The sequence below is a fragment of the Autumnicola lenta genome (assembly GCF_031846515.1).
Taxonomy (GTDB): domain Bacteria; phylum Bacteroidota; class Bacteroidia; order Flavobacteriales; family Flavobacteriaceae; genus Autumnicola; species Autumnicola lenta.
Genome location: NZ_JAVRHO010000008.1, coordinates 113824 through 133542, shown reverse-complemented (window position 1 = coordinate 133542; position 19719 = coordinate 113824). Strand labels below are relative to the sequence as shown.

The following is a 19719-nucleotide window of genomic DNA, read 5'->3' as shown; positions in this document are numbered from 1 at the left end:
CGCAGCATAAAACTTTTCCCTGGAGGCTTATTTTTCTGAAGATTTACAATTTTAAGAAGCACAAAAGTTCTTCTACAGCCCAAAATTTGTCATTTTTTCATGCGTGCCAAAATCAACCACTGCGCAGACCTCACAGGTTTTTAAAACCTGTGAGGTCTAAAAACAACAGCATATTAAATTGCCTTTTTACATTGCATAAGTTCTAAAAAGGCAGGGAAAATTCAGAACTTATTCGCGAATTCGTGGCAAAAACCTCTAGCTCGATAATTGCCATTTTTCAGCATCTATTATTTTCTAAAGAATTTTGCTTCGTAGGTATTAGTATTTCCCACATTATCTGTTACAATCAGCTTAAAGTTGTTTTCTGTCTCTGTAACAGCGCCGTCACTAAAATCGTGGGTAAGGGTATTATCTTTATATTCGTATTCCATAAGGATAAATTTCCCGTTTACCGTAGCGCGATAGCTCTTAATTCCCGAAAGATCATCACTTATCTTAACCTTAAGGTTACTGTTGTTGGAAATCCACTGCCCGTCAGAAAAATTTACCGGACTTATCCATGGCTCCTTATTATCTGAAGCCAGGGTATAATTACCAAAAGTCCTGATCCCGGTGGTAAACCTATCTGCTTTTTTATACGTTGAAGAATAACCGGGACGCCCTCTGTAACCAAGTTTTGCGATAAACATTTTCTCCTTTTCTGCCGGCTCATACTTGCTCACATCAAAGCCAATCGTGATATTTTGATGAATTGGAGTATCATCTTTATGCAGGTTAATAGTATCACCGTTAAAGCTGATATCCAGATATTTATCCTGGTATAAACTTCCCTTTGGAATATAAACATCAATTCCATTCTGTTCTGTAGAAAAAGATTGATTTGCCTGCACAAAATATTCGGTTTCCTCCAATTGCTTCGGCTGAACCTTCTCACTATATTCACCTTGAATAGGTACTCTAATTACACTTTCGTTCCCGGCAAAATCGGTGACTTTTATGGTGTAATTGTAATCCAGACTGTCCTGTATCTCCAGCCTTCCTTCAGATTGGACATTTGCGTAAAGGCTTAGTGGATTACTTTCCTCTACAAATAGCTTCTGAACCCGTGACCGGTTATTGGTATAATATTCATAATCTATTAATTGATTGAGGTGACGGGTTTCAGCAAAGGAAAATCTGTCGAAATTAAGCTGAAACACATTGTCGCCATTTAAGTTCGCTTCAATTTTATATACCCCGTTTTGGTTGGAAGCCATATCCTGCTGGTCTACAGTAGAAATCCCGAATCCCACTTTGCCACACGCATTTATTTTTTCAGTAGTATAAGTGCCATCTTTTAAAGGAATTAGCCTTATTCTTTGCCTCTCTGCGGAATGGTTTACATGCGAATCTTCGTCCATGGGATAAGCAAAAAGTCCGTTAATTATGGGTTTTCTATGATCCTGAATTTCTATTCCGAATAGTTTTGGATTCATAGGTCGCTGGCTGCCGTCCCTTATTTCAAAATGAAGATGAGGGCCTCCGCTGCCACCGGTATTCCCGCTGTAGGCAACAAGATCCCCGCTTTCAAGCTGAAGTTCTCCGGCTTCAGGAAAAAGTTCAATTTCATAAGATTCGTTGGCGTATTGCTGTTTTTTCACGTAGGCTTCAATTTCCGGAGAAAAACGCTGCAGGTGGCCATAAACTGTGGTGTAACCGTTTGGATGCTGAATATAAAGCGCTTTCCCATAGCCATAATGCTGAATTTTAATCCGGCTAACATGCCCGGGCGCGGCAGATTTTACCTCCAGGCCTTCCCGTTGCTGTGTCTTAATATCAAGGCCACTATGGAAATGATTCGATCTTAATTCCCCAAAAGTTCCTGAAAGTACCAGGGGAACATCAAGCGGATTTTCAAAATATTCCTGTGGTACTTTAGGTTGAGATTGCGCAATTTGAGATATGGTAAAAAAAATAAGTAGATAATAAAATTTCATAGGACTTGTTTAAGCAAATTCATAGCGGGATAAAGATAATCAAACTCCGTGCAAAATTAAATGGCTTTCCCTGAGTTTATTAAGCCTGCTAGAGGATTTTTATAAAAATAGAATTAAAAGTATTGGGATATTTCAAACGGTATGCTAACTTTGTAGGGATTGGCATCATATCCAGCTTTTATGAGTGAATTAACGGAAATAGTTGATAGTCTTGAAAATAGAATCAGCAAGTTGCTTCACAAATATGAAGTTTTAAAGCAGATGCAGGCTTCTTTACAGGAAGAATTGACAACTGTTAAATCTGAAAACGCGGCCTTGAAAAAGGAACTGGAAAATTCCGGAGAGCGTATTCAGTCTTTAAAAGCTGCAAATGCGATGCTGGGCAGTAATGATTATAAAAGAGAAACAAAGCTCAAGATAAATAGTCTGATAAGGGAAATTGACCAGTGTATTGTTCAATTATCCGACTAAATTAAAAGCAATGGCCGATAAATTAAAGATCAAAATATCGATAGCAGATCGTGTGTATCCTTTAACCATTCAACCAAAACAGGAAGAAGGATTGCGCAAGGCTGCAAAGAAAATCGAAGCTATGATCAAGCAATTTGAGCAGAGTTATGCCGTTAGGGATAAGCAGGATGTACTTGCTATGTGTGCCTTACAGTTTGCCGCTCAAACTGAACAACAGGGCATAGATAAGTCAGCCGAAATGCTTGATGCAGAAGATAAATTGAAATCACTTAATGATTTGTTACAAAGTCATTTAGCGAATTAAGTTCTTTAAATAAATAGGTTACTGCCTGTATTAGTGATTTTTTGATAAACTCAACACGGATTCTTTAAAGAGGGTGAGTCTAAGTTGTAAAAGCGCGCCGCCTTTGAGCGGATTCTTGATCAGCTTGTTAGCCCTAAACTTGATTTTAAGGAGTTTAATCCAAAACACAACTAATACAGGCTTTTTTTATACATAAATTTTAACTAAATGGAAATAATTATAATGATTGTTGTAGGACTGGTAGGCATTGCCATTGGTTTTGCAATTGCTAAAACGATGGAGCGGAAAAAAGCTTCAGGAACTATAAAAAGTGCCGAGCAATCTGCTGCCAGTATTATTAAAGAAGCAAAAGCTGAAGGTGAAAGCATTAAGAAGGATAAAATTCTTCAGGCAAAAGAAAAATTTATTGAACTTAAATCTGAACACGAAAAGGTTATCCTTAGCCGTGATAAGAAAATTGGTGATGCAGAAAAACGTATTCGGGATAAAGAATCCCAGGTTTCTGGTGAGATTGCCAAGAATAAAAAACTCAATAAAGACCTTGAAGAGAAGTTAGCAGATTACGAGAATAGGACGGCGTACCTGGAGAAAAAACAGGAAGAAATTGACAAGCTGCATAACAGCAAAGTACAGCAGTTAGAGGTGATTTCTGGCCTTTCTGCAGAAGATGCCAAGGCACAGCTTACAGAATCTTTAAAAGATGTGGCAAAGGCTGACGCTATGGCAATGATCCAGGATACAGTAGAAGAAGCAAAACTTACCGCACAACAGGAAGCTAAGAAAATTATTATAAATACGATCCAGAGGATTGGTACAGAAGAGGCGGTGGAGAATTGCGTTTCAGTATTTAACCTGGAGAGCGACGATGTAAAAGGTAGGATAATTGGCCGGGAAGGACGGAATATTCGTGCTATCGAGGCCGCTACCGGTGTGGAAATTATTGTAGATGACACTCCGGAAGCAATTATTCTTTCCTGCTTTGATTCTGTTAGGAGGGAAGTGGCCCGTTTATCCTTGCATAAACTGGTAACAGACGGTAGGATTCATCCGGCCCGTATTGAAGAAGTCGTAAAGAAAACGCGGAAGCAAATAGACGAAGAAATTATCGACATTGGTAAGCGTACCGTTATAGATCTTGGGATTCATGGATTAAATCCAGAACTGATTAAAGTTATCGGTCGTATGAAGTATCGTTCTTCTTATGGTCAGAACCTGCTTCAGCATTCCAGGGAAGTTGCCAAGTTGTGCGGAGTAATGGCAGCAGAGCTCGGTTTAAACCCAAAACTGGCAAAAAGAGCCGGTCTTCTTCACGATATAGGAAAAGTACCGGATACAGAGACAGAAGTTCCACATGCTATTCTAGGAATGCAATGGGCTGAGAAATACGGTGAAAAACCGGAAGTTTGTAACGCAATTGGAGCTCACCATGATGAAGTGGAAATGACTTCCCTGTTATCGCCAATTGTGCAGGTTTGTGATGCTATTAGCGGCGCAAGACCGGGAGCGAGAAGGCAGGTGCTGGATTCTTACATTCAGCGTTTAAAAGATCTTGAAGAAATTGCCTTTGGTTTTGGCGGAGTGAAAAAGGCCTATGCGATCCAGGCCGGCCGGGAATTACGTGTAATTGTAGAAAGTGAAAGGGTAAATGATGAAAAAGCTTCCAACCTTTCTTTCGAGATTTCACAGAAAATCCAGACAGACATGACTTACCCGGGGCAGGTAAAAGTCACAGTAATTAGGGAAACGAGGGCGGTAAATATTGCCAAATAAATCGTTCCCAGGAGCATAACAAGAGCATAAAAAAATCCCGTGAAACAGATTTCGCGGGATTTTTTTATGTTTTCTTATTCAGAAGCAGTCGGTTAATCATCGTAGATATTCTCGTAACTATTTCCTTCTGTAACAAAAAACTCTCCGGTTACGTACCTAAAATGCCTGTCCAGGTTCGCGATTTCCTTAAGGTCATCACCGTCAAGTTCAATGTTTGCACTTTCGAGGTTTTCCTTAATTCTCCCGGGATTGGTACTTTTAGGAATTACACCTGTACCACGATGTTCACTCCATTTAATAAGAATCTGTCCAGCAGAAGCATCATGCTTTTTGGCAATTTTCGTAATAACTTCATTTTCCAGCAAAGAAGGTTCGTTGTCAGCTTTCATTCCGTCTGGTCTGTCGCCACTACCAAGAGGTGAAAAGGCCGTAATATTTATATTGTTTTCTTTACAAAACTCCAGTAATTTATTTTGCTGAAGATAGGGATGAAGTTCCACCTGGTTCATTTCAGGAATATCATCGGTTTTTGCCATTAGGTCTTTTAGTTTGTTTATACTGAAGTTTGAAACTCCCACGTGTCTTACAAGCCCCTGCTTTTTGGCTTCCAGCATCATTTTCCAGGTTTCAATAATTGGTGCATCTTCCAGGGACAGATAATCATCATCACTTTTAGGCGAAGCAACACCAGACTTAAAAGCAACAGGCCAATGGATTAAATATAAATCTAGGTAATCCAGTTGAAGGTCTTTTAGTGTTTGTTTTAAAGCCGGGATTACGTCCTCTTTTTTATGTGCATTGTTCCATAGTTTGGAAGTTATCCAAATCTCTTCACGCTTAATGTTTCCTTCTGAAAAGATTTCTGAAAAAGCTTCCCCAACTTCCGCTTCATTGCCGTAGGTCGCAGCACAGTCTATATGCCGGTAACCGGAATTTAAAGCTGTTTTTACAGCTTCTCCTACTTTACCTTTATCAGATTTCCAGGTACCGAGTCCTATGGCGGCCATTTCGTCGCCGTTTCTGAATTTTAATTTATTCATAGTATGTGTTTTTCTTTTAAAGTACCAATAATTACAGGTTTTTAGAAGGAATTTGGCTGGTTTAGCAGAAGTTTAACCACCCCGGCCTTTGGCCACCCCTCCTTTTCCAGAGGGGGAGCAAAACCACCCCGGCCTTCGGCCACCCCTCCTTAAAAAAGGAGGAGAGCGTTATAAGTGTGGACAAAGTGCATCCTCAAAATGGCAATTTTCGGCCTGTATTCTCTGGTGCCGCCAATCCACGAATCAAAACTTTGGTTTATTAGTGAATTAGTGGTGTTTTTAAAGAGAGTATTGTGAAATGGCAATTATTGGCCTGAAAAATTTTTCCAGACCATGAATTCCAGTTCCGAACAGTTTTTAACGGTATTTTAAATGCTAATTACCAGTTTCAGCAAGGAAAATAGTGTTGAAAGGAAGTCTTTGACCACCCCGACCTTTGGCCACCCCTTCTTAAAAAAAAGGAGGGGAGCGATAAGGTGCACTCCTAAAATGACAATTACCGGCTCAAAGCTTTTCTCCGAACGAAGAACTCCCGAACTAATAATTATCGCCGCGGGTGGAACTCTTCCATCACTTTGCGCAGGTGACTTCTGTCTACGTGCATATAAACTTCTGTGGTAGTAATACTCTCATGCCCCATCATTTGCTGAATAGCTCTTAAATCAGCTCCATTTTCCAGGAGATGGGTTGCAAAAGAGTGTCTGAAGGTATGCGGACTAATTTTTTTCCGGATCCCGGCTTTTTCTGCCAGCCTCCGTACAATAGTGAAGATCATTGCCCGGGTAAGTTTTTTTCCCCTTCGGTTTAAAAATAAAGTGTCTGATGATAATTTTTCAACTTCCTGGTGAACACGGACTTCATTTCTGTATATGTTGATATACTTTTGAGTATATTCAGAAATAGGAACGAAACGCTGCTTATCGCCCTTTCCGGTGACTTTAATAAAGCCTTCTTCAAAGAAAAGATCTGAAATTTTGAGTTCGATCAATTCCGAAACCCTTAATCCGCAGCCGTACAGGGTTTCAATAATCGCCCGGTTACGCTCACCTTCATTTTTAGAAAGGTCTATTGCTGCAATAATCTCATCAATTTCTGCTGTAGAAATCGTATCGGGAAGTTTTCTTCCAATTTTTGGAGATTCAACTAAATCCAAAGGATTGTCCTTTCGGTAATTTTCAAAAACCAGGAAATTGAAAAAGCCCCGAAGGCCGGAAATTATCCTTGCCCGGGAACGTGCATTTAAGATTTTTGCAGTTTCATACATAAATTGCTGAACAATTTCTTCAGAAATATTAATAGGGGAAATTTTTATATTATTGGCTTCCAAAAACTTGGTGAGCTTGATGATATCTAAACTGTAATTCTCGATCGAATTAGCAGAAAGTCCGCGTTCTATTCTTAAATAATGACAGTAGTCCTTTAAAGCGTTTTCCCATTCCATTTGTTAAATATAAGGACAATTTCGAAAGTTTTCTTAGTAATACTTTAGCCCGAATTAAACATTTCCTTAACGAGCTGACTCTTACATTTGCTTCAACTTTTAAAAAGAAAATTATGAAAATGAAAAAAGGATTTCTATTGGTTGCAATGGTTTTTCTTGCAACTACAGCAGTAAGTGCGCAGGAATTTTTACAATTTGGTATTAAGGGAGGTGTCAATTTCTCGACCTTTACAGGCGACGGAATACGTGGCTTTGAGGATCCAGACATGCGTACGGGTTTCAATTTGGGTCTATTAGCAGAAATACCTTTGGCAGATAAATTTTCTATCCAGCCGGAAGTGCTTTATTCTGCACAGGGTTTTGATCTTTCAGATGATGAGCAAGACAATATTTTTGATATCGATGATAATGTAGAATATCAGTTGGACTACATTAGTGTTCCTGTATTGGTAAAGATTTATCTTGTAGAAGGGCTTAGTGTACAGGCAGGACCTTCTTTCAATTTTAAGGTAAATGAAGAAATCGATAATGCACCTCTCGAGGATGGAGGAGATACTGATGTTTCAGATGTTAGTAACGTACAGGATTTTGAATTTGGTGGTGTTGCCGGTTTAGAGTATAAATTCAATAACGGATTTTTTATCCAGGGAAGATATAACTATGGATTTTCTGATTTAATTGAAGATTATGATGTTCATAATTCCGTTTTCCAGGCTGGAATTGGATATTTATTTTAGGAAACGGAAAATATTATTATTGCAAAAGCGGAAGAATTTTTTCTTCCGCTTTTTTTTATGGCTGGAAATTCTGGTTTCGTTTCTTAATTAACTACTGAACAGGGGCTGCACCAGCAACATCTGGTCTTAAATAGCTTTATAAAAAGGTGATAAGTTGTAGGTAGATGTGGAATGGAATACGTAGAAGTCAGCCATAAGTGCTCTCTTTACCGACAAGATAAAGTATGTTTTTATCTTAAATTATTATATGCGCATAAATTCTCTAAAGTGTTAATGTTCAATAATATGTGTTTTAATTGTTTACATTTAGTAGGAGAACCAACTAAATATATTATAATGAAAAAAGCAATTTTACTTTTAGGATTTTTAGTATTCGGTGTTCAATCTTCTTTTAGTCAGGGAGACTTTGTATTGGGGGTAAACTTGGGGCTTCCTACGGGGGATATAAAAGATTATTCCAATTTTGACGTTGGAGCAGATGTTGCCTATCTTTTTGGATTAGCTGAAATTGTGAAAGTAGGACCTACAGCTGGTTACATGCATTTCTTTTCAGAAGATGGTGAAGATGACGATCTGTCTTTTGAAGCAAGTGATTTTCAGTTTATTCCTGTGGGTGCTGCCGGCCGCGTAGATTTGATTTTTCTTGTTGCAGGTCTGGACCTTGGCTATGCCATAGGAGTGAATGACGGAAACGACGGTGGATTTTTCTACAGGCCCAAAATAGGTTTTTCTTTGGCGATGTTGAACATTGTCGCATCTTATACCAACATAAGTATTGAAGATAATTTCAGTGTCTCCACGTTTAATATTGGTTTGGAATTTGAACTTTAAGAAACAAAGCTTGAACAGAAGAGCAGGAGAGATCCTGCTTTTCTATTTTCTAGATCCAGGTTGAAGAAAATACGTTGAGATTTCGATATATTTACGGTATGAAAATACTTATTATCAATGGTCCTAATCTTAACTTGTTAGGAACCCGGGAACCTGACATCTACGGAGGTAAAACCTTTGAAGAATATTTCTCTCACCTTCAATTTAAATTCAGAAGCCTGGAACTTTCCTATGTACAGAGCAATATAGAAGGGGAAATAATTAGCGAACTGCACAATGCAGACAAAACTTTTGACGGAATTGTGCTTAATGCGGCGGCCTATACTCATACTTCTTTGGCTATTGGCGATGCTGTAAAAGCGATTGAAACTCCGGTAGTAGAAGTTCATATCTCTAATACTCATGCTCGTGAGGAATTCCGTCATAAATCTTTTATTGCAGCAAATGCAAAGGGCGTTATTTTGGGCTTCGGGCTTAAAAGTTACGATCTGGCAATTACCAGCTTCATTAAAGATGAAGAATGAAGAAAGCCTATCTCAACTGGAGTAGTGGGAAAGACTCAGCATTAGCACTTTACAAACTTCAGCAGCAAAAGGAATATTCTGTAGAAAAACTGGTAACGACCGTAAATACCGATGTTGACCGGGTTTCGATGCACGGGCTGCGAAATGAGCTGCTTTTTCAGCAGGCGCAAAATATGGGGCTGCCACTTCAGGTGATTGCTTTAAATGGTGATGTTTCCATGCAGGAATACAATGCGACCATGCAAAAAGCTACAGAATCCTTGCTTCAGGAAGGGTTTAGATATAGCATTTTTGGTGATATTTTTCTGGAGGATCTCAGGAATTATAGAGAAGAACAGCTAGAAAAAGTGGGATTGAAAGGAATATATCCACTTTGGAAAAAAGATACTTCGGAATTAATTCAGGAATTTTTAGAGCTAAATTTTAAAGCCATTGTTGTTTGTGTAAACTCCAAAGTACTTGATAAATCTTTCTGCGGAAGAGTAATTGATCAGGCTTTTTTAGATGATCTACCTGAAGGTGTAGATCCTTGTGGCGAAAATGGGGAATTTCACACTTTTGTTTTTGACGGACCTGTTTTTGAAAATCCGGTTGCATTTGAAATGGGGGAGAAAGTCGAAAGAACCTATTCTCCGAAAAAAAATAAAGAAGACAATTGCTTTTCTGACGAACCCCAGACGTGGGATTCGAAATTCTGGTACTGCGACTTGCTTCCAAAATAGCCATCCCGACCTACGGCCACCCATCCTTTATAAGGAGGGGAGCATTTTATTTGGTGCTTGATGAGCAGAATCTAGGATTCCTGCTAATTTTTAGTGGTGCCTTGAAAATGGCAATTATCGGCAATGAATTCTGAACTACGAACTCCTAACTTTGAACTGGAATTTCCACCCCGACCTACGGCCACCCCTCCTTTAAAACGTAATACCTTGAAAATGGAAATTATCAGCATCGGGTCACCTCCATTTAAACCTACAAAGTTTTTAAAACCTTGCAGGAATATACTGCATTTATACTTCAGTCTTAGTTTGAATCCTAATGTAATGGCTTTATGAAACAGTACCGCAAAATTCCCAATTATCGGCAATCTATCATTAATAAGTTCTCCGAACTACGAACTCCTGACTAAGAACTGAATAACCATCCCGACCTAAGGCCACTGCTCCTTTAAAAGAAGGAGAGCTTTCTTATATGAACTTCAACTAACCTGCGGTCCTTATTTCTTCATTCAGAAGAGAATTAGAGAAAGCTTAAAAATGGCAATTATCGGCTTGTAGAGAATAGCTCAATAAAATATTTTTTTTAGCTTAAAACTCCGAACTCCGAACTCCGAACTCCGAACTCCGAACTCCGAACTCCGAACTCCGAACCCCGAACCCCGAACCCCGAAGCCCGAAGCCCGAACCCCGAACTCCGAACTCCCAACTTCAAAAAACTACTTCACCGCATTCATGCCGTAAGTAGCGACTTCGTGATCCTGATCTACAGCACCTCCGGAAACTCCAATTGCGCCAATGATGTCACCGTTAATGTCTTTAATAGGTACACCGCCCGGGAAGGTAATAAGTCCGGCATTGGAATGTTCTATATTAAATAGTGGCTGTCCCGGTTGGGATAATTTCCCTATTTCTCCGGTTTCCATATCGAAATAGCGGGCAGTTTCTGCTTTCTTTATGGCAATATCTACTGACCCCAGCCATGCACCATCCATTCGTGCAAAAGCGGTAAGATTTGCACCGGAATCTACAATGGCGATATTCATTGCCACTCCTATTTCAGCTGATTTCTTTTTAGCGGCCTCTATGGCAGTCTGTGCTTGTTCAAGAGTAATATTCATAATCTTCTATTATTTTGATTTTCTTCAAATTAAGTATAACTATTCAAACACAACTTTATTTAAGAGGATAATAACATGGGTTTCGTTTATTCTTTCCAGGCACCCATTTTCCCAGTCTGGAAATCGGCATAAGCTTCGTCGATTTCATCCATTGTATTCATAACAAACGGACCTCTTGCCACTACAGGCTCATCAAAGGGTTTAGCATGTCCAAAAAGTAATACACTTTCAGCTTTGGATTCGATCTTTAGCTTTTCCCCATCATTGTTGAATTCGGCTAAGTGTAGGGCTTTTACCTGCTCACCATTTGCTTCGAATTCTCCTTTAATAACATAGAAAAAGATATTATGATCTTCAGGAATATTCAGTGTTAATTGAGCGTTTTCTTCAAAATTTAAAGTAGCCAGATTAACATCGGTAAAAGTATTGAAAGCCCCGGCTGTTCCTTCTAATGTACCGGAAACAACCTGGCCCGTGACTTTCCCCTCGTCCAGAGATATTGTAGGGATCTGATCTTTTTGAAAGCCCAGATATTTCGGTTCTGTGATTTTATATTTTGCGGGAAGGTTTACCCATAATTGTAAGATTTCAAGATCACCTCCTTCTTTTTTAAATTTTTCTGAAGAAACTTCAGCATGTAGAAGTCCGCTGCCGGCGGTCATCCATTGTACGCCTCCACTCTCGATAACGCTCTTGTGTCCCCCGGAATCTTTATGTGCAATGTCACCATCAAGAATAAAAGTCACCGTTTCCATGCCACGATGTGGGTGCGGGCCAAACGGCAAACCGTTATTATTTGGTGGATATTTTTGCGGCCCGTGATGATTGAGAAAGAGAAAGGGATCGATCATTTGGATACTCCCCGTGGGCATGGGAGAATAGGTAGTGAGATCTGCAATGGGTCGATATTCTGCTTTATGTATTTGTTTTATGCTTCGCATTTTCAATTTTTTTATTTGTTCCTAACGTAAATAAGTTTGAACCTGGAATTGTGATTCTCCCGGGATTCAATTTCAAATTTGTCTATAGCATTTATCATAGGAGTTAATTTCTGATATCCGTAGTTTCTGGAATCGAAATTTGGCTGTTTCTTTTGAAGAAGGCTTCCAACATCTCCTAAAAATGCCCAGCCGTCTTCATCGGCTACATCAGAAATTGTGTTGGCAAGTAGACGTATTAATTTCGGATTAATTTTATCTACATTGTTTTTCTTTTCGGTCTTTTCTTTGCTGGTTCCCAAGCTCGAATCTTTGTCCTTATTTTTAAGGATTTCAATATATATAAATCGGTCGCAGGCAACGATAAATGGCTCAGGAGTCTTTTTCTCACCAATCCCAATCACCTTTTTCCCTGCTTCCCGCAATCTTGTAGCCAGACGTGTAAAATCGCTATCACTGGAAACGATGCAAAAGCCATCGACTTTGTTGGAATATAAAATATCCATGGCATCTATGATCATTGCGGAATCTGTCGCATTTTTTCCCTGGGTATAGCCGTATTGCTGCATAGGGTTAATCGCATTTTCCAGCAGAACTGCTTTCCATTTTGCCAGGTGAGGCTTCGTCCAGTCGCCATAGATTCTTTTAATGGTTGGATTACCGTATTTTGCAATCTCTTCCATCATTTCCTTAACATATGCAGAAGGGATGTTATCCCCATCAATTAATACTGCAAGGTTTATTTCCATATATGAGTTTATGATTTCTTAAACTATAAAGATAGTGTATTTGACTAAAAAAGGCGGCAGTTGCCGCCCTGTTGATGCGTGTAAGAGGATAATCTTAGCTGTATCTAAAGATCGCGTTTACCTTAGCCTCTTTACCTGGCATAAAGGCACCTTCAATTAAGAATACAGATCCTCCTGTTTCTATGACTTTTGCTGCTGCCATGTTCATTAATGAAGTGTTATTTGAAGATTGCTCTTCATTAACTTCTACTTTGCGGTTTTGTTCATCATAAGTACCCCAGATTTCGGAACGGTTTTCTAAGAACAACGTATCTACTTTTCCTTCAAAAGCTGCAGGAATAATATCAGAAATACTGGAAGATGTTTTATCGGGCGTCAATTCCCCAAAGCTTTCCAGTTTAGTACGTTTCTTCTTTTCAAGGTGAGGTTCCATCACATTTAATGCTTTTTCATGCAGACCAAACATATCGGTATCAGAGGGGTTTCCTGGAACTACCTGATCAAACAAATTTTTATAGGAATTCGCTTCTTTGTAAATAGGGAAAAGATAATCCTGGCAAGCTACTACCAAAGGCACATTTTCATCCCGCAGAATTTCGTGCAGACCTTTATCTATCGCATTAAAAAATCGCAGAATTTCATTTTTGTCGTCCCTGTTAGCCGCATCGTAACCGTGACTGGTCGCAGTTCCCATTGAACTGTTTTGTGTTTTTGTCTTTCGGTTTTTTTCCTCAAAATCGTAACCTACGCGGTCTTCAAGTTTTGAAGGAGTTAAATCTTCTATGTAAATTTCTCCAATCGTATTTTTTGTAGTTTCATAAAATTCCACTTTATCCTGCTGTACAGCGAGTAAGTAAAATCTTCCATCATCTGTAGTAAGTGGTACCAGTGGTTTTACATAAAAGTCATTGGAAATATAATGATGGGCTTCAAAGTTTACGGGAACCGTATACTTTTCAAAAAATCCTTCGGAAGAAAATATCGCAAGTCCGTCGGACTGATGTCTCCAGAATTCAGCATTATTCAATAATTCTGTTATTGGTTCTCCGATTTTTTCGATTTCTTCTTCGGAAACTTTTTTAGCTTCCAATTCTCTTTTTACCTGGTCCCAGGTAGATTTAAGATGTTTCTTATTTTTTTGCTCCAATACTTCTTTTCCTCCTCTTTGAGTAGGAATAAAGATGGAAACACAGATATCCTGCTTAAAGTCTGTTATTTTTTTGAATTCTTCCTGACTTATCAATGCCATATTGTTGTATTTTTTGGGTTAAAAAAGGGAGTGAAAAATTATTTTCATTCCCTGTTCTTCGTTTAGTTTCTCTTATTCTCAAGATAAGCCGAATTGTAGCCAATTCAAAGGCTCACAGGCGCTGTATCTGCTAAATCTTTCTTAATTAATGTTTATGTTTTGAAAATAAATCGGGGAAGAGCGAACAGTATAAAAGAGTTTTGGCTGTTCTCAACAACTATGTTGTTATAAAAGATATTACCTGCAATTGCTATAGGTCGATAATTGCCAATTTTGAACGCTCGCATTCCAGCCCGGCTGGTGTGGTGAAAGTTTTTTGTTGTCAACAGCATAAGAAGCCAGTAATTGCCATTTTGAAGGACCTCATTTTTTACTTCAGGAGGAATTTTATACCATTCCCTTTAGTACTGCGGTTTTACCGCTTTTCCAGGCACTCTTTACCACCAAACCACAAAAAAAAGTTCAAATTCTGATTCATTTTTTTTCATCCAGAGCAGAGGTGATCTTTTACATCCTATAAAGTAGTCTACTTGTTTTTTAATGACCTCATAAGAATGCCAGTTTTCGGCATACTGTGGATGGACAGGCCATTGTTGCTTTTTAGGAGAATAGAACGAATATTTCTCATATTCCTCACCGCAAAAGTTTTCTGAATGTATCCAATATCCTGCAATACATTCGGTGTTGATTTCTCCGGTTTCGAGCTGCTTTAGATGCTTCGGAAGGAATAAATTTGCCTTAAAACAAACTTCCTGCTTCAATTTCTTCGGATTGACCTGAAAAGCAGAGAGATAATCTATAGTTTCGTGCTTATATAGTAGAGGAAATTGCTTTTCCTTTAGTTTTTTTACCTTCTGAAGGAGCGAATCTTTTCTGTTTGGGCCAATCCATCGTTCCAGTTCTTTTTTAATGGAAGGATCGTAGACGTAGAATTTATAGACCAGTTCTACATGATATTCTTGATTGCGGGAAATGCTCTTCAGAAGAAAATCCAGCTCCCCAACAGTAATTTTGTTAGTATGAATTTGAATATTTGAGGCAATCACCTCATAATCAGCAGAAATATTTATGAGTGCTTCAAAAGCACTCTCCATCCTTTTTCCCAGAATAGAATATGGAAAATCGGGAATAGCAGCAGGATCGGTTATTAAAATGTCCTTAGGAAAATCAAACTGAGATAATCCAAAAAGGGTGTGCTTCCAGAGGGGAGGGGTAGATAGAAAACCCAAAACCTGCTGAAGACTCTTTTTATCCATAGAAATCCTTATTCCAGTATCACCTTTTCCCGACGAGGATATTTCACTTCGTAGCCAAGGATGAGTTCCCTTTGTTGTTGTGGGGCCAGCGATAATTGCCATTTTACCTCACCGGTTTTTTCATCCAGTTTTCCTCCCGAAAGTTCTGTTGCCTCCACTTCAATCTCACCAATTGCCGAAACCGGAATCTGATCAAAAAGAGTAATCTGGATCGGCTGGGATTTCTTATTTTTCACAAGAATTCTGAATTCCCGACTATCAACTTTGTTACTGCCTAAAAATCTTTGCTTAGAGAATTGATCTACTTTTGTTCTTCCAATCACAATATTGCGATCCCGCCCAAGGGAAATGTCCAAGGTATCGCTAAGGGATTTTGCGTCCAGAACCGTTCGACCAACAAAAGCATCTTCAAAGAATAAATTTGCTTCTCCTTCCAACAGGTTATATTGATCCCAGTCGGTAATATTGGCAATTAGAAAAGCATCTTTATCCAGTTTTGGAACCGCATAATATTCATAAGCGGTTTCAATATCATATTCATTTAATTCAATGGCGAGTTTCTCTCCGTTGGATTTAATGGAATAAGGTTTTTCTACTTCAAACTCTACAGTGGTCTGATTCTCTACTGCGGTGGTGGTGATTTTTTTAGATTGTGGTAGGGAAGAGGCTCCTCTAATTCTTATTCCTGCCACACTGCCCTGCAATTTTCCTCCATAACCTGTTACCACAACTTCTTCCAGCGCTTGTGAGTCTGCTTCTAACTTTACATCTATTCGGGAACTTGTTATAGGAACTTCCTGTGTTTTCATTCCCACGAAAGAAAAAATGAGCCTTTCAGCATTATTTGGTAATGTTAGTTGATAATTCCCATCAAAATCTGTCTGGGTGCCAACCGTGCTACCTTCCACCATTATATTTGCACCGGGAAGTGACAGATTATCTTCATCAAGCACTACTCCCGTGACAGTACGGACAGAGCGATCTACTGCTCCATTAAATGTGGGACGAAAAATGGTATTTCTGGCGTAATTGAGATACCATGTGGAAAGTTCCGGAGCCACGCCGCTCTCGTTGGGATTGCCATTGGAAAATTTCAGTTTTACATTATCCCAGTCCACACCGGTATTTTGATAAACATCTGCTTTGTATTGAAGCTGTAGCGGATTGTCAATGTCTTCTACCCGTATGTCATAATTAGGAAACCATCCCGCGTTTGCTACCAGATAATTAATTGTAAACTCTCCGCGGGTGGCATTATCTGCTTCTATTCTTATTTCTATTTGTCCTGAAGGTAAATTCTCTTCTCTGCTCACATCAGCAATTTGTTGCTCTAAACGTGATTTTCTTTTGGTAAGTTCCTCAATTTCAATTCTTGTCTCTATTTCTTCATTCTTTATAGCCGAAAGTTGTTCATCATAAAAATTAATGGCTTCTCTTAATTGGGAAAGCGATGCCCCGGAATTTGTTCCGCCAAGGTTTTTATTTTTATCGAGCAGACTCTGTTTTTCCTGAAGGATTTCCAGGCGCGCTTTATTTTCTGAAATTTGGAGTTCCAGGTTACTTATCAGGCTTTGGATGCTGTCAATTCTACCATTCTTCTGGCGCTCATTAAGGAAGTTTTGTTTATGGTTTACAGAAAGAATGGTGAAATTACCATCTGCACTAACCTGTAAACTTTTGTCATTGATGTGTGGCGATAGGCCATCTAAGACAAGCAAAGAATTTCCTGCGGGTATTTGCACTTCTCCTTCACGGCTAATTTGCGCTCCCTGAAGAAAAACGGTGACGTTCTTAATGGAAGTAGATAAAGGAATTTCTTTAAAATTTTGAGCAAATGCTGAAGAGCCAATCAGCACAAGCAATAAGAGGATTTTTTTCATTTTTGTTTGATTGATGATGTGTTTGTGATGTGAAAAATTTTAGCTGTTTTTATATGATTACTTTCTGGTTGTTTTGGAAAAGATAAATGGAATTTCCGTTTCTCCATCTGTTATTGTAGCTAACAGTTGATCGTTTTGCAATTGATATGTGATTTTCTTCGGAAATTCATTTTCTTCATTTTCTGCAATGAATTTATTTGAAGCATAAGTGCTAACTGGAAAAATGACAGGTTTTTCATTTTCTCCGGTTACTTCAAGATTCCAATTCCCCGCTTTGTAAAAAAATCTCAGGTCTTCCTTAAAAATCGTGTCTCTATTATTTAAGGTATAGCCAACACCGGAATATTCTTCAGAAGATTTTTTTATCCAGTTTTCGAAGGTGCTGCTATTGTCTGTATTGTTGGTGCGTTTCCAGCTGCCCAGCATCCAGTCAAAAGAAACTTGTTGATCTTCATGAGCTTTGCTGCTGTCAATATTTCCGAAGGAAAAAATTATGAGTGCGAGGCAAAAAGTAAGAAGAGCTTTCATAGATTATTCTTGAAGTTGTGCTTCACGAATCCTATTTTGATGAAGTACATTTTTGGTGACTAAAGAATGTAATCTCAATAATTGCCAAATTTCGAGCCTGATTTTAGAATGTAAAAAGTGAAATTTGAACCCGTTAGATTCAGAAAGAAACAAAATAAGATTTCTGAAAAAATTATTCTTTGAGAATCAAACCTGCCGGCACCTGAATGTCTTGAGGTGCCGGATCGTACATATTAAAATATAGGATAATAGGCTCTTCAAGTCCTTCATAATTTATCTCATATTTATCCAGCATACCGTTGCCAAGAATTCCGTTTTCAGTTCTAAAATCACAGCAACTGCCTAGCCTTGTGTAGGTGATCACTTCTCCATTGGGTCCGCTAAGATTGTTTAGGTAATCTTGTTGATTACCGGGACCCGATTCTAAATTATCACTACCAACAAGTATTGGGTGCCTGGGATCAAATCCAAAATCTCTATCTAACTGTTCCCGCAACTGTGGATCACGGGTTGTACCGCAGGCAGCCAGAAGAAAAATGCTTAATATAAAGAGTAATTTTTTCATGAAAATTGTTTTTAAACTGCCTGAAGTGCTTAAATCATGCAATTCCTTTACAAGAAAGTTTCAGATAATTAATTTGTACTAAACTAGAAATAATTTTGGTAAGTTGTAATTATTAACTTTAAATTTTTAGAATGTTCTTTTCATTTTATACTGAAATTTCACCTCATCCTGAAAACCTGAAATGAACTAAAATTCCATTGGTTTGTTACCTTTGTTGAAAACAACAATTTTGCAGCGAAAACGCTATTACTATCTTATTAAAATTCAGTTTTTAGGCTATAGATTGCATGGCTGGCAAAAACAACCCGATGTGAAAACGGTTGAAGGACTGGTCACCAAAACGTTGCAATGGGCAATGCCAGATGCTAAATTCAAGATTCTTGGCAGTAGCCGTACAGATGCGATGGTATCTGCACAGGAGTCGGCTTTTGAACTTTTTCTGGATAACGAGCCATTGGAAGATCTGGATGATTTTTTGGCAGTTTTTAATCTTAATCTACCACAGGATATAAGAGCTTTAGCGGTAGAAGAAGTAGATGCAAAATTCAACATTATTCAGCATCCAAAGGTAAAAGAGTACGCTTACTTATTTTCTTATGGAAAAAAAAATCATCCGTTTTGTGCGCCAATGATGGCTAATTTCATATTTGATCTTAATATTGAAGAGATGCAGAAGGCAGCAAAATTGTTTGAAGGCACTCATAATTTTCGGAATTATTGCGTGCGCGTTTCTGAAAACAGCAAATTTGAAAGGGAAATCAATAAAGCGGAAATTGCCGAAAATGATCTTTTTAGTGCGAGTTTTTTTCCGAAGCAAACGTATGTTTTTCATGTGCATGGAGAAGGTTTTTTGCGGCACCAGGTGCGCCTAATGATGGGCGCTTTAATCCAGGTGGGAAAAGGGGAACTGAGCGTAGAGCAAATACAACAAAGTCTTACAGGTACTCCAGATTTACAAATGGATTATATTGCTCCCGCATCCGGGCTTATTTTGAACAAAGTGGGGTTTAAGGATTTATAGTAAAATTTTTTCTGTGAAAGTATTCCCCTCCGGCGGAGGGGTGTCCGAAGGACGGGGTGGTATTTCATTTTTTTCCAAAATGCTCTACTATAAAACGTTCCAGTTCTTGCATTACATTTTTTAATTCGTTCCGAACTCTGGAGGAGGGAATTCTATAAATCCGAAGCCCGAGATTCTTTAAATACTCTTCTCTTTCCTGATCGTATTTCTCTTTATTAATATGGCTGGAGCCATCTATTTCTACCACCAGGCTCAATGTCTTTACATAAAAATCCACGATAAAATTTCCTATTACCCGTTGCCGGTCAAAATCAATTTTGTGGAACTTTCCTTTATGCACCTGTTTCCAAAAAATAATTTCAGGGAGGTTTCCGGCTTTTCTAAGAGCTTTGGACCTGTTGCTAAGAGCTGAGTTTCGCGGAAGATTATAGGTGAAGTTTCGGTATATGGGAACGGTGCCAATATGGGTGACTATATCTTTTGAAGCTGTTTTCTCCATCCCGGTCTTCGACGACCCCTCCAAAGGAGGGGATTTTGACTCATCGTAGTTATTCTTATCACCACCTGGCATCTGATTAAGATACCATTTTTTCGCTTGGCCA

Annotated in this window: 20 protein-coding genes and 1 other RNA gene; 9 read left to right on the top strand and 12 right to left on the bottom strand. The window is 38.7% G+C overall.

What is annotated here, in order from left to right; all coding sequences use genetic code 11:
• Window positions 1-287: 287 nt before the first annotated feature.
• Window positions 288-1976, bottom strand: coding sequence for a M23 family metallopeptidase (locus tag RM545_RS07605; protein ID WP_311494714.1), 1689 nt, complete (start codon window positions 1974-1976; stop codon window positions 288-290).
• Between the two features lie 180 nt (window positions 1977-2156).
• On the opposite strand from RM545_RS07605, the gene RM545_RS07600 reads away from it, so the two are divergent.
• The 4 genes from RM545_RS07600 to rny all read left to right on the top strand — a co-directional run bounded on the left by RM545_RS07600 (window position 2157) and on the right by rny (window position 4521).
• Window positions 2157-2447: a hypothetical protein gene (locus RM545_RS07600; RefSeq protein WP_311494713.1), complete on the top strand. Its 291-nt coding sequence runs from the start codon at window positions 2157-2159 to the stop codon at window positions 2445-2447.
• Window positions 2448-2457: 10 nt separating this feature from the next.
• On the top strand, window positions 2458-2751 hold the full coding sequence (locus tag RM545_RS07595) for a cell division protein ZapA (RefSeq protein ID WP_311494712.1): 294 nt from the start codon (window positions 2458-2460) through the stop codon (window positions 2749-2751).
• Window positions 2752-2799: 48 nt separating this feature from the next.
• Window positions 2800-2907: non-coding RNA, 6S RNA (gene ssrS / locus RM545_RS07590), on the top strand.
• Between the two features lie 51 nt (window positions 2908-2958).
• Window positions 2959-4521 carry a ribonuclease Y gene (gene rny / locus RM545_RS07585; protein ID WP_311494711.1) on the top strand — a complete coding sequence of 521 codons (1563 nt, stop codon included), beginning with the start codon at window positions 2959-2961 and terminating at the stop codon, window positions 4519-4521.
• Window positions 4522-4613: 92 nt separating this feature from the next.
• Here rny and RM545_RS07580 read toward each other — a convergent pair whose 3' ends face one another.
• Together RM545_RS07580 and xerD are read right to left on the bottom strand one after the other, a co-directional pair.
• Window positions 4614-5561 (bottom strand): aldo/keto reductase, encoded by a 948-nt coding sequence (locus RM545_RS07580; protein WP_311494710.1) that lies wholly within the window; start codon window positions 5559-5561, stop codon window positions 4614-4616.
• Window positions 5562-6105: 544 nt separating this feature from the next.
• Window positions 6106-7002, bottom strand: coding sequence for a site-specific tyrosine recombinase XerD (gene xerD, locus RM545_RS07575; protein ID WP_311494709.1), 897 nt, complete (start codon window positions 7000-7002; stop codon window positions 6106-6108).
• A gap of 119 nt (window positions 7003-7121) precedes the next feature.
• Here xerD and RM545_RS07570 point away from each other — a divergent pair, with 119 nt between their 5' ends.
• From RM545_RS07570 to RM545_RS07555, 4 genes are all read left to right on the top strand, one after another.
• Window positions 7122-7739, top strand: coding sequence for a porin family protein (locus RM545_RS07570; protein WP_432264579.1), 618 nt, complete (start codon window positions 7122-7124; stop codon window positions 7737-7739).
• Window positions 7740-8075: 336 nt separating this feature from the next.
• Entirely contained in the window at window positions 8076-8570 is a 495-nt protein-coding gene (locus RM545_RS07565) for a hypothetical protein (RefSeq protein WP_311494707.1), read from the top strand.
• 98 nt (window positions 8571-8668) lie between these two features.
• The gene (aroQ, locus tag RM545_RS07560; RefSeq protein ID WP_311494706.1) at window positions 8669-9094 is read left to right on the top strand and encodes a type II 3-dehydroquinate dehydratase; all 426 of its coding nucleotides are present in this window, start codon (window positions 8669-8671) and stop codon (window positions 9092-9094) included.
• Window positions 9091-9816, top strand: a complete 726-nt coding sequence (locus RM545_RS07555; RefSeq protein WP_311494705.1) for a Dph6-related ATP pyrophosphatase — start codon at window positions 9091-9093, stop codon at window positions 9814-9816. The genes aroQ and RM545_RS07555 overlap by 4 nt, the downstream gene beginning before the upstream one ends.
• A gap of 713 nt (window positions 9817-10529) precedes the next feature.
• Here RM545_RS07555 and RM545_RS07550 read toward each other — a convergent pair.
• The 8 genes from RM545_RS07550 to RM545_RS07515 all read right to left on the bottom strand — a co-directional run bounded on the left by RM545_RS07550 (window position 10530) and on the right by RM545_RS07515 (window position 18096).
• Complete coding sequence (locus RM545_RS07550) at window positions 10530-10931, bottom strand: GlcG/HbpS family heme-binding protein (RefSeq protein ID WP_311494704.1); 402 nt, start codon at window positions 10929-10931, stop codon at window positions 10530-10532.
• Between the two features lie 86 nt (window positions 10932-11017).
• Window positions 11018-11872, bottom strand: coding sequence for a pirin family protein (locus tag RM545_RS07545; protein WP_311494703.1), 855 nt, complete (start codon window positions 11870-11872; stop codon window positions 11018-11020).
• Window positions 11873-11883: 11 nt separating this feature from the next.
• Window positions 11884-12618, bottom strand: coding sequence for an NYN domain-containing protein (locus RM545_RS07540; RefSeq protein WP_311494702.1), 735 nt, complete (start codon window positions 12616-12618; stop codon window positions 11884-11886).
• A gap of 94 nt (window positions 12619-12712) precedes the next feature.
• On the bottom strand, window positions 12713-13867 hold the full coding sequence (locus tag RM545_RS07535; RefSeq protein ID WP_311494701.1) for a baeRF7 domain-containing protein: 1155 nt from the start codon (window positions 13865-13867) through the stop codon (window positions 12713-12715).
• Between the two features lie 437 nt (window positions 13868-14304).
• Window positions 14305-15123, bottom strand: coding sequence for a DUF1853 family protein (locus tag RM545_RS07530; protein WP_311494700.1), 819 nt, complete (start codon window positions 15121-15123; stop codon window positions 14305-14307).
• Window positions 15124-15131: 8 nt separating this feature from the next.
• A complete protein-coding gene (locus RM545_RS07525; protein WP_311494699.1) occupies window positions 15132-17003 on the bottom strand; it encodes a DUF4139 domain-containing protein in 1872 nt (623 codons plus the stop codon).
• Window positions 17004-17060: 57 nt separating this feature from the next.
• Window positions 17061-17531, bottom strand: a complete 471-nt coding sequence (locus RM545_RS07520) for a DUF6265 family protein (protein ID WP_311494698.1) — start codon at window positions 17529-17531, stop codon at window positions 17061-17063.
• Between the two features lie 172 nt (window positions 17532-17703).
• A complete protein-coding gene (locus tag RM545_RS07515; protein WP_311494697.1) occupies window positions 17704-18096 on the bottom strand; it encodes a hypothetical protein in 393 nt (130 codons plus the stop codon).
• Between the two features lie 229 nt (window positions 18097-18325).
• Here RM545_RS07515 and truA point away from each other — a divergent pair, with 229 nt between their 5' ends.
• Entirely contained in the window at window positions 18326-19117 is a 792-nt protein-coding gene (truA, locus tag RM545_RS07510; protein ID WP_311494696.1) for a tRNA pseudouridine(38-40) synthase TruA, read from the top strand.
• 64 nt (window positions 19118-19181) lie between these two features.
• Here the strand turns inward: truA and RM545_RS07505 are convergent, their stop codons facing one another.
• On the bottom strand, window positions 19182-19688 hold the full coding sequence (locus RM545_RS07505; RefSeq protein WP_311494695.1) for an endonuclease domain-containing protein: 507 nt from the start codon (window positions 19686-19688) through the stop codon (window positions 19182-19184).
• Between the last annotated feature and the right edge of the window lie 31 nt (window positions 19689-19719).

Excerpts from the sequence above, each read along its gene's own strand:
- RM545_RS07605 (WP_311494714.1), bottom strand. The coding sequence starts at position 1,976 with ATGAAATTTTATTATCTACTTATTTTTTTTACCATATCTCAAATTGCG.
- RM545_RS07600 (WP_311494713.1), top strand. The coding sequence starts at position 2,157 with ATGAGTGAATTAACGGAAATAGTTGATAGTCTTGAAAATAGAATCAGC.
- RM545_RS07595 (WP_311494712.1), top strand. The coding sequence starts at position 2,458 with ATGGCCGATAAATTAAAGATCAAAATATCGATAGCAGATCGTGTGTAT.
- rny (WP_311494711.1), top strand. The coding sequence starts at position 2,959 with ATGGAAATAATTATAATGATTGTTGTAGGACTGGTAGGCATTGCCATT.
- RM545_RS07580 (WP_311494710.1), bottom strand. The coding sequence starts at position 5,561 with ATGAATAAATTAAAATTCAGAAACGGCGACGAAATGGCCGCCATAGGA.
- xerD (WP_311494709.1), bottom strand. The coding sequence starts at position 7,002 with ATGGAATGGGAAAACGCTTTAAAGGACTACTGTCATTATTTAAGAATA.
- RM545_RS07570 (WP_432264579.1), top strand. The coding sequence starts at position 7,122 with ATGAAAAAAGGATTTCTATTGGTTGCAATGGTTTTTCTTGCAACTACA.
- RM545_RS07565 (WP_311494707.1), top strand. The coding sequence starts at position 8,076 with ATGAAAAAAGCAATTTTACTTTTAGGATTTTTAGTATTCGGTGTTCAA.
- aroQ (WP_311494706.1), top strand. The coding sequence starts at position 8,669 with ATGAAAATACTTATTATCAATGGTCCTAATCTTAACTTGTTAGGAACC.
- RM545_RS07555 (WP_311494705.1), top strand. The coding sequence starts at position 9,091 with ATGAAGAAAGCCTATCTCAACTGGAGTAGTGGGAAAGACTCAGCATTA.
- RM545_RS07550 (WP_311494704.1), bottom strand. The coding sequence starts at position 10,931 with ATGAATATTACTCTTGAACAAGCACAGACTGCCATAGAGGCCGCTAAA.
- RM545_RS07545 (WP_311494703.1), bottom strand. The coding sequence starts at position 11,872 with ATGCGAAGCATAAAACAAATACATAAAGCAGAATATCGACCCATTGCA.
- RM545_RS07540 (WP_311494702.1), bottom strand. The coding sequence starts at position 12,618 with ATGGAAATAAACCTTGCAGTATTAATTGATGGGGATAACATCCCTTCT.
- RM545_RS07535 (WP_311494701.1), bottom strand. The coding sequence starts at position 13,867 with ATGGCATTGATAAGTCAGGAAGAATTCAAAAAAATAACAGACTTTAAG.
- RM545_RS07530 (WP_311494700.1), bottom strand. The coding sequence starts at position 15,123 with ATGGATAAAAAGAGTCTTCAGCAGGTTTTGGGTTTTCTATCTACCCCT.
- RM545_RS07525 (WP_311494699.1), bottom strand. The coding sequence starts at position 17,003 with ATGAAAAAAATCCTCTTATTGCTTGTGCTGATTGGCTCTTCAGCATTT.
- RM545_RS07520 (WP_311494698.1), bottom strand. The coding sequence starts at position 17,531 with ATGAAAGCTCTTCTTACTTTTTGCCTCGCACTCATAATTTTTTCCTTC.
- RM545_RS07515 (WP_311494697.1), bottom strand. The coding sequence starts at position 18,096 with ATGAAAAAATTACTCTTTATATTAAGCATTTTTCTTCTGGCTGCCTGC.
- RM545_RS07505 (WP_311494695.1), bottom strand. The coding sequence starts at position 19,688 with ATGCCAGGTGGTGATAAGAATAACTACGATGAGTCAAAATCCCCTCCT.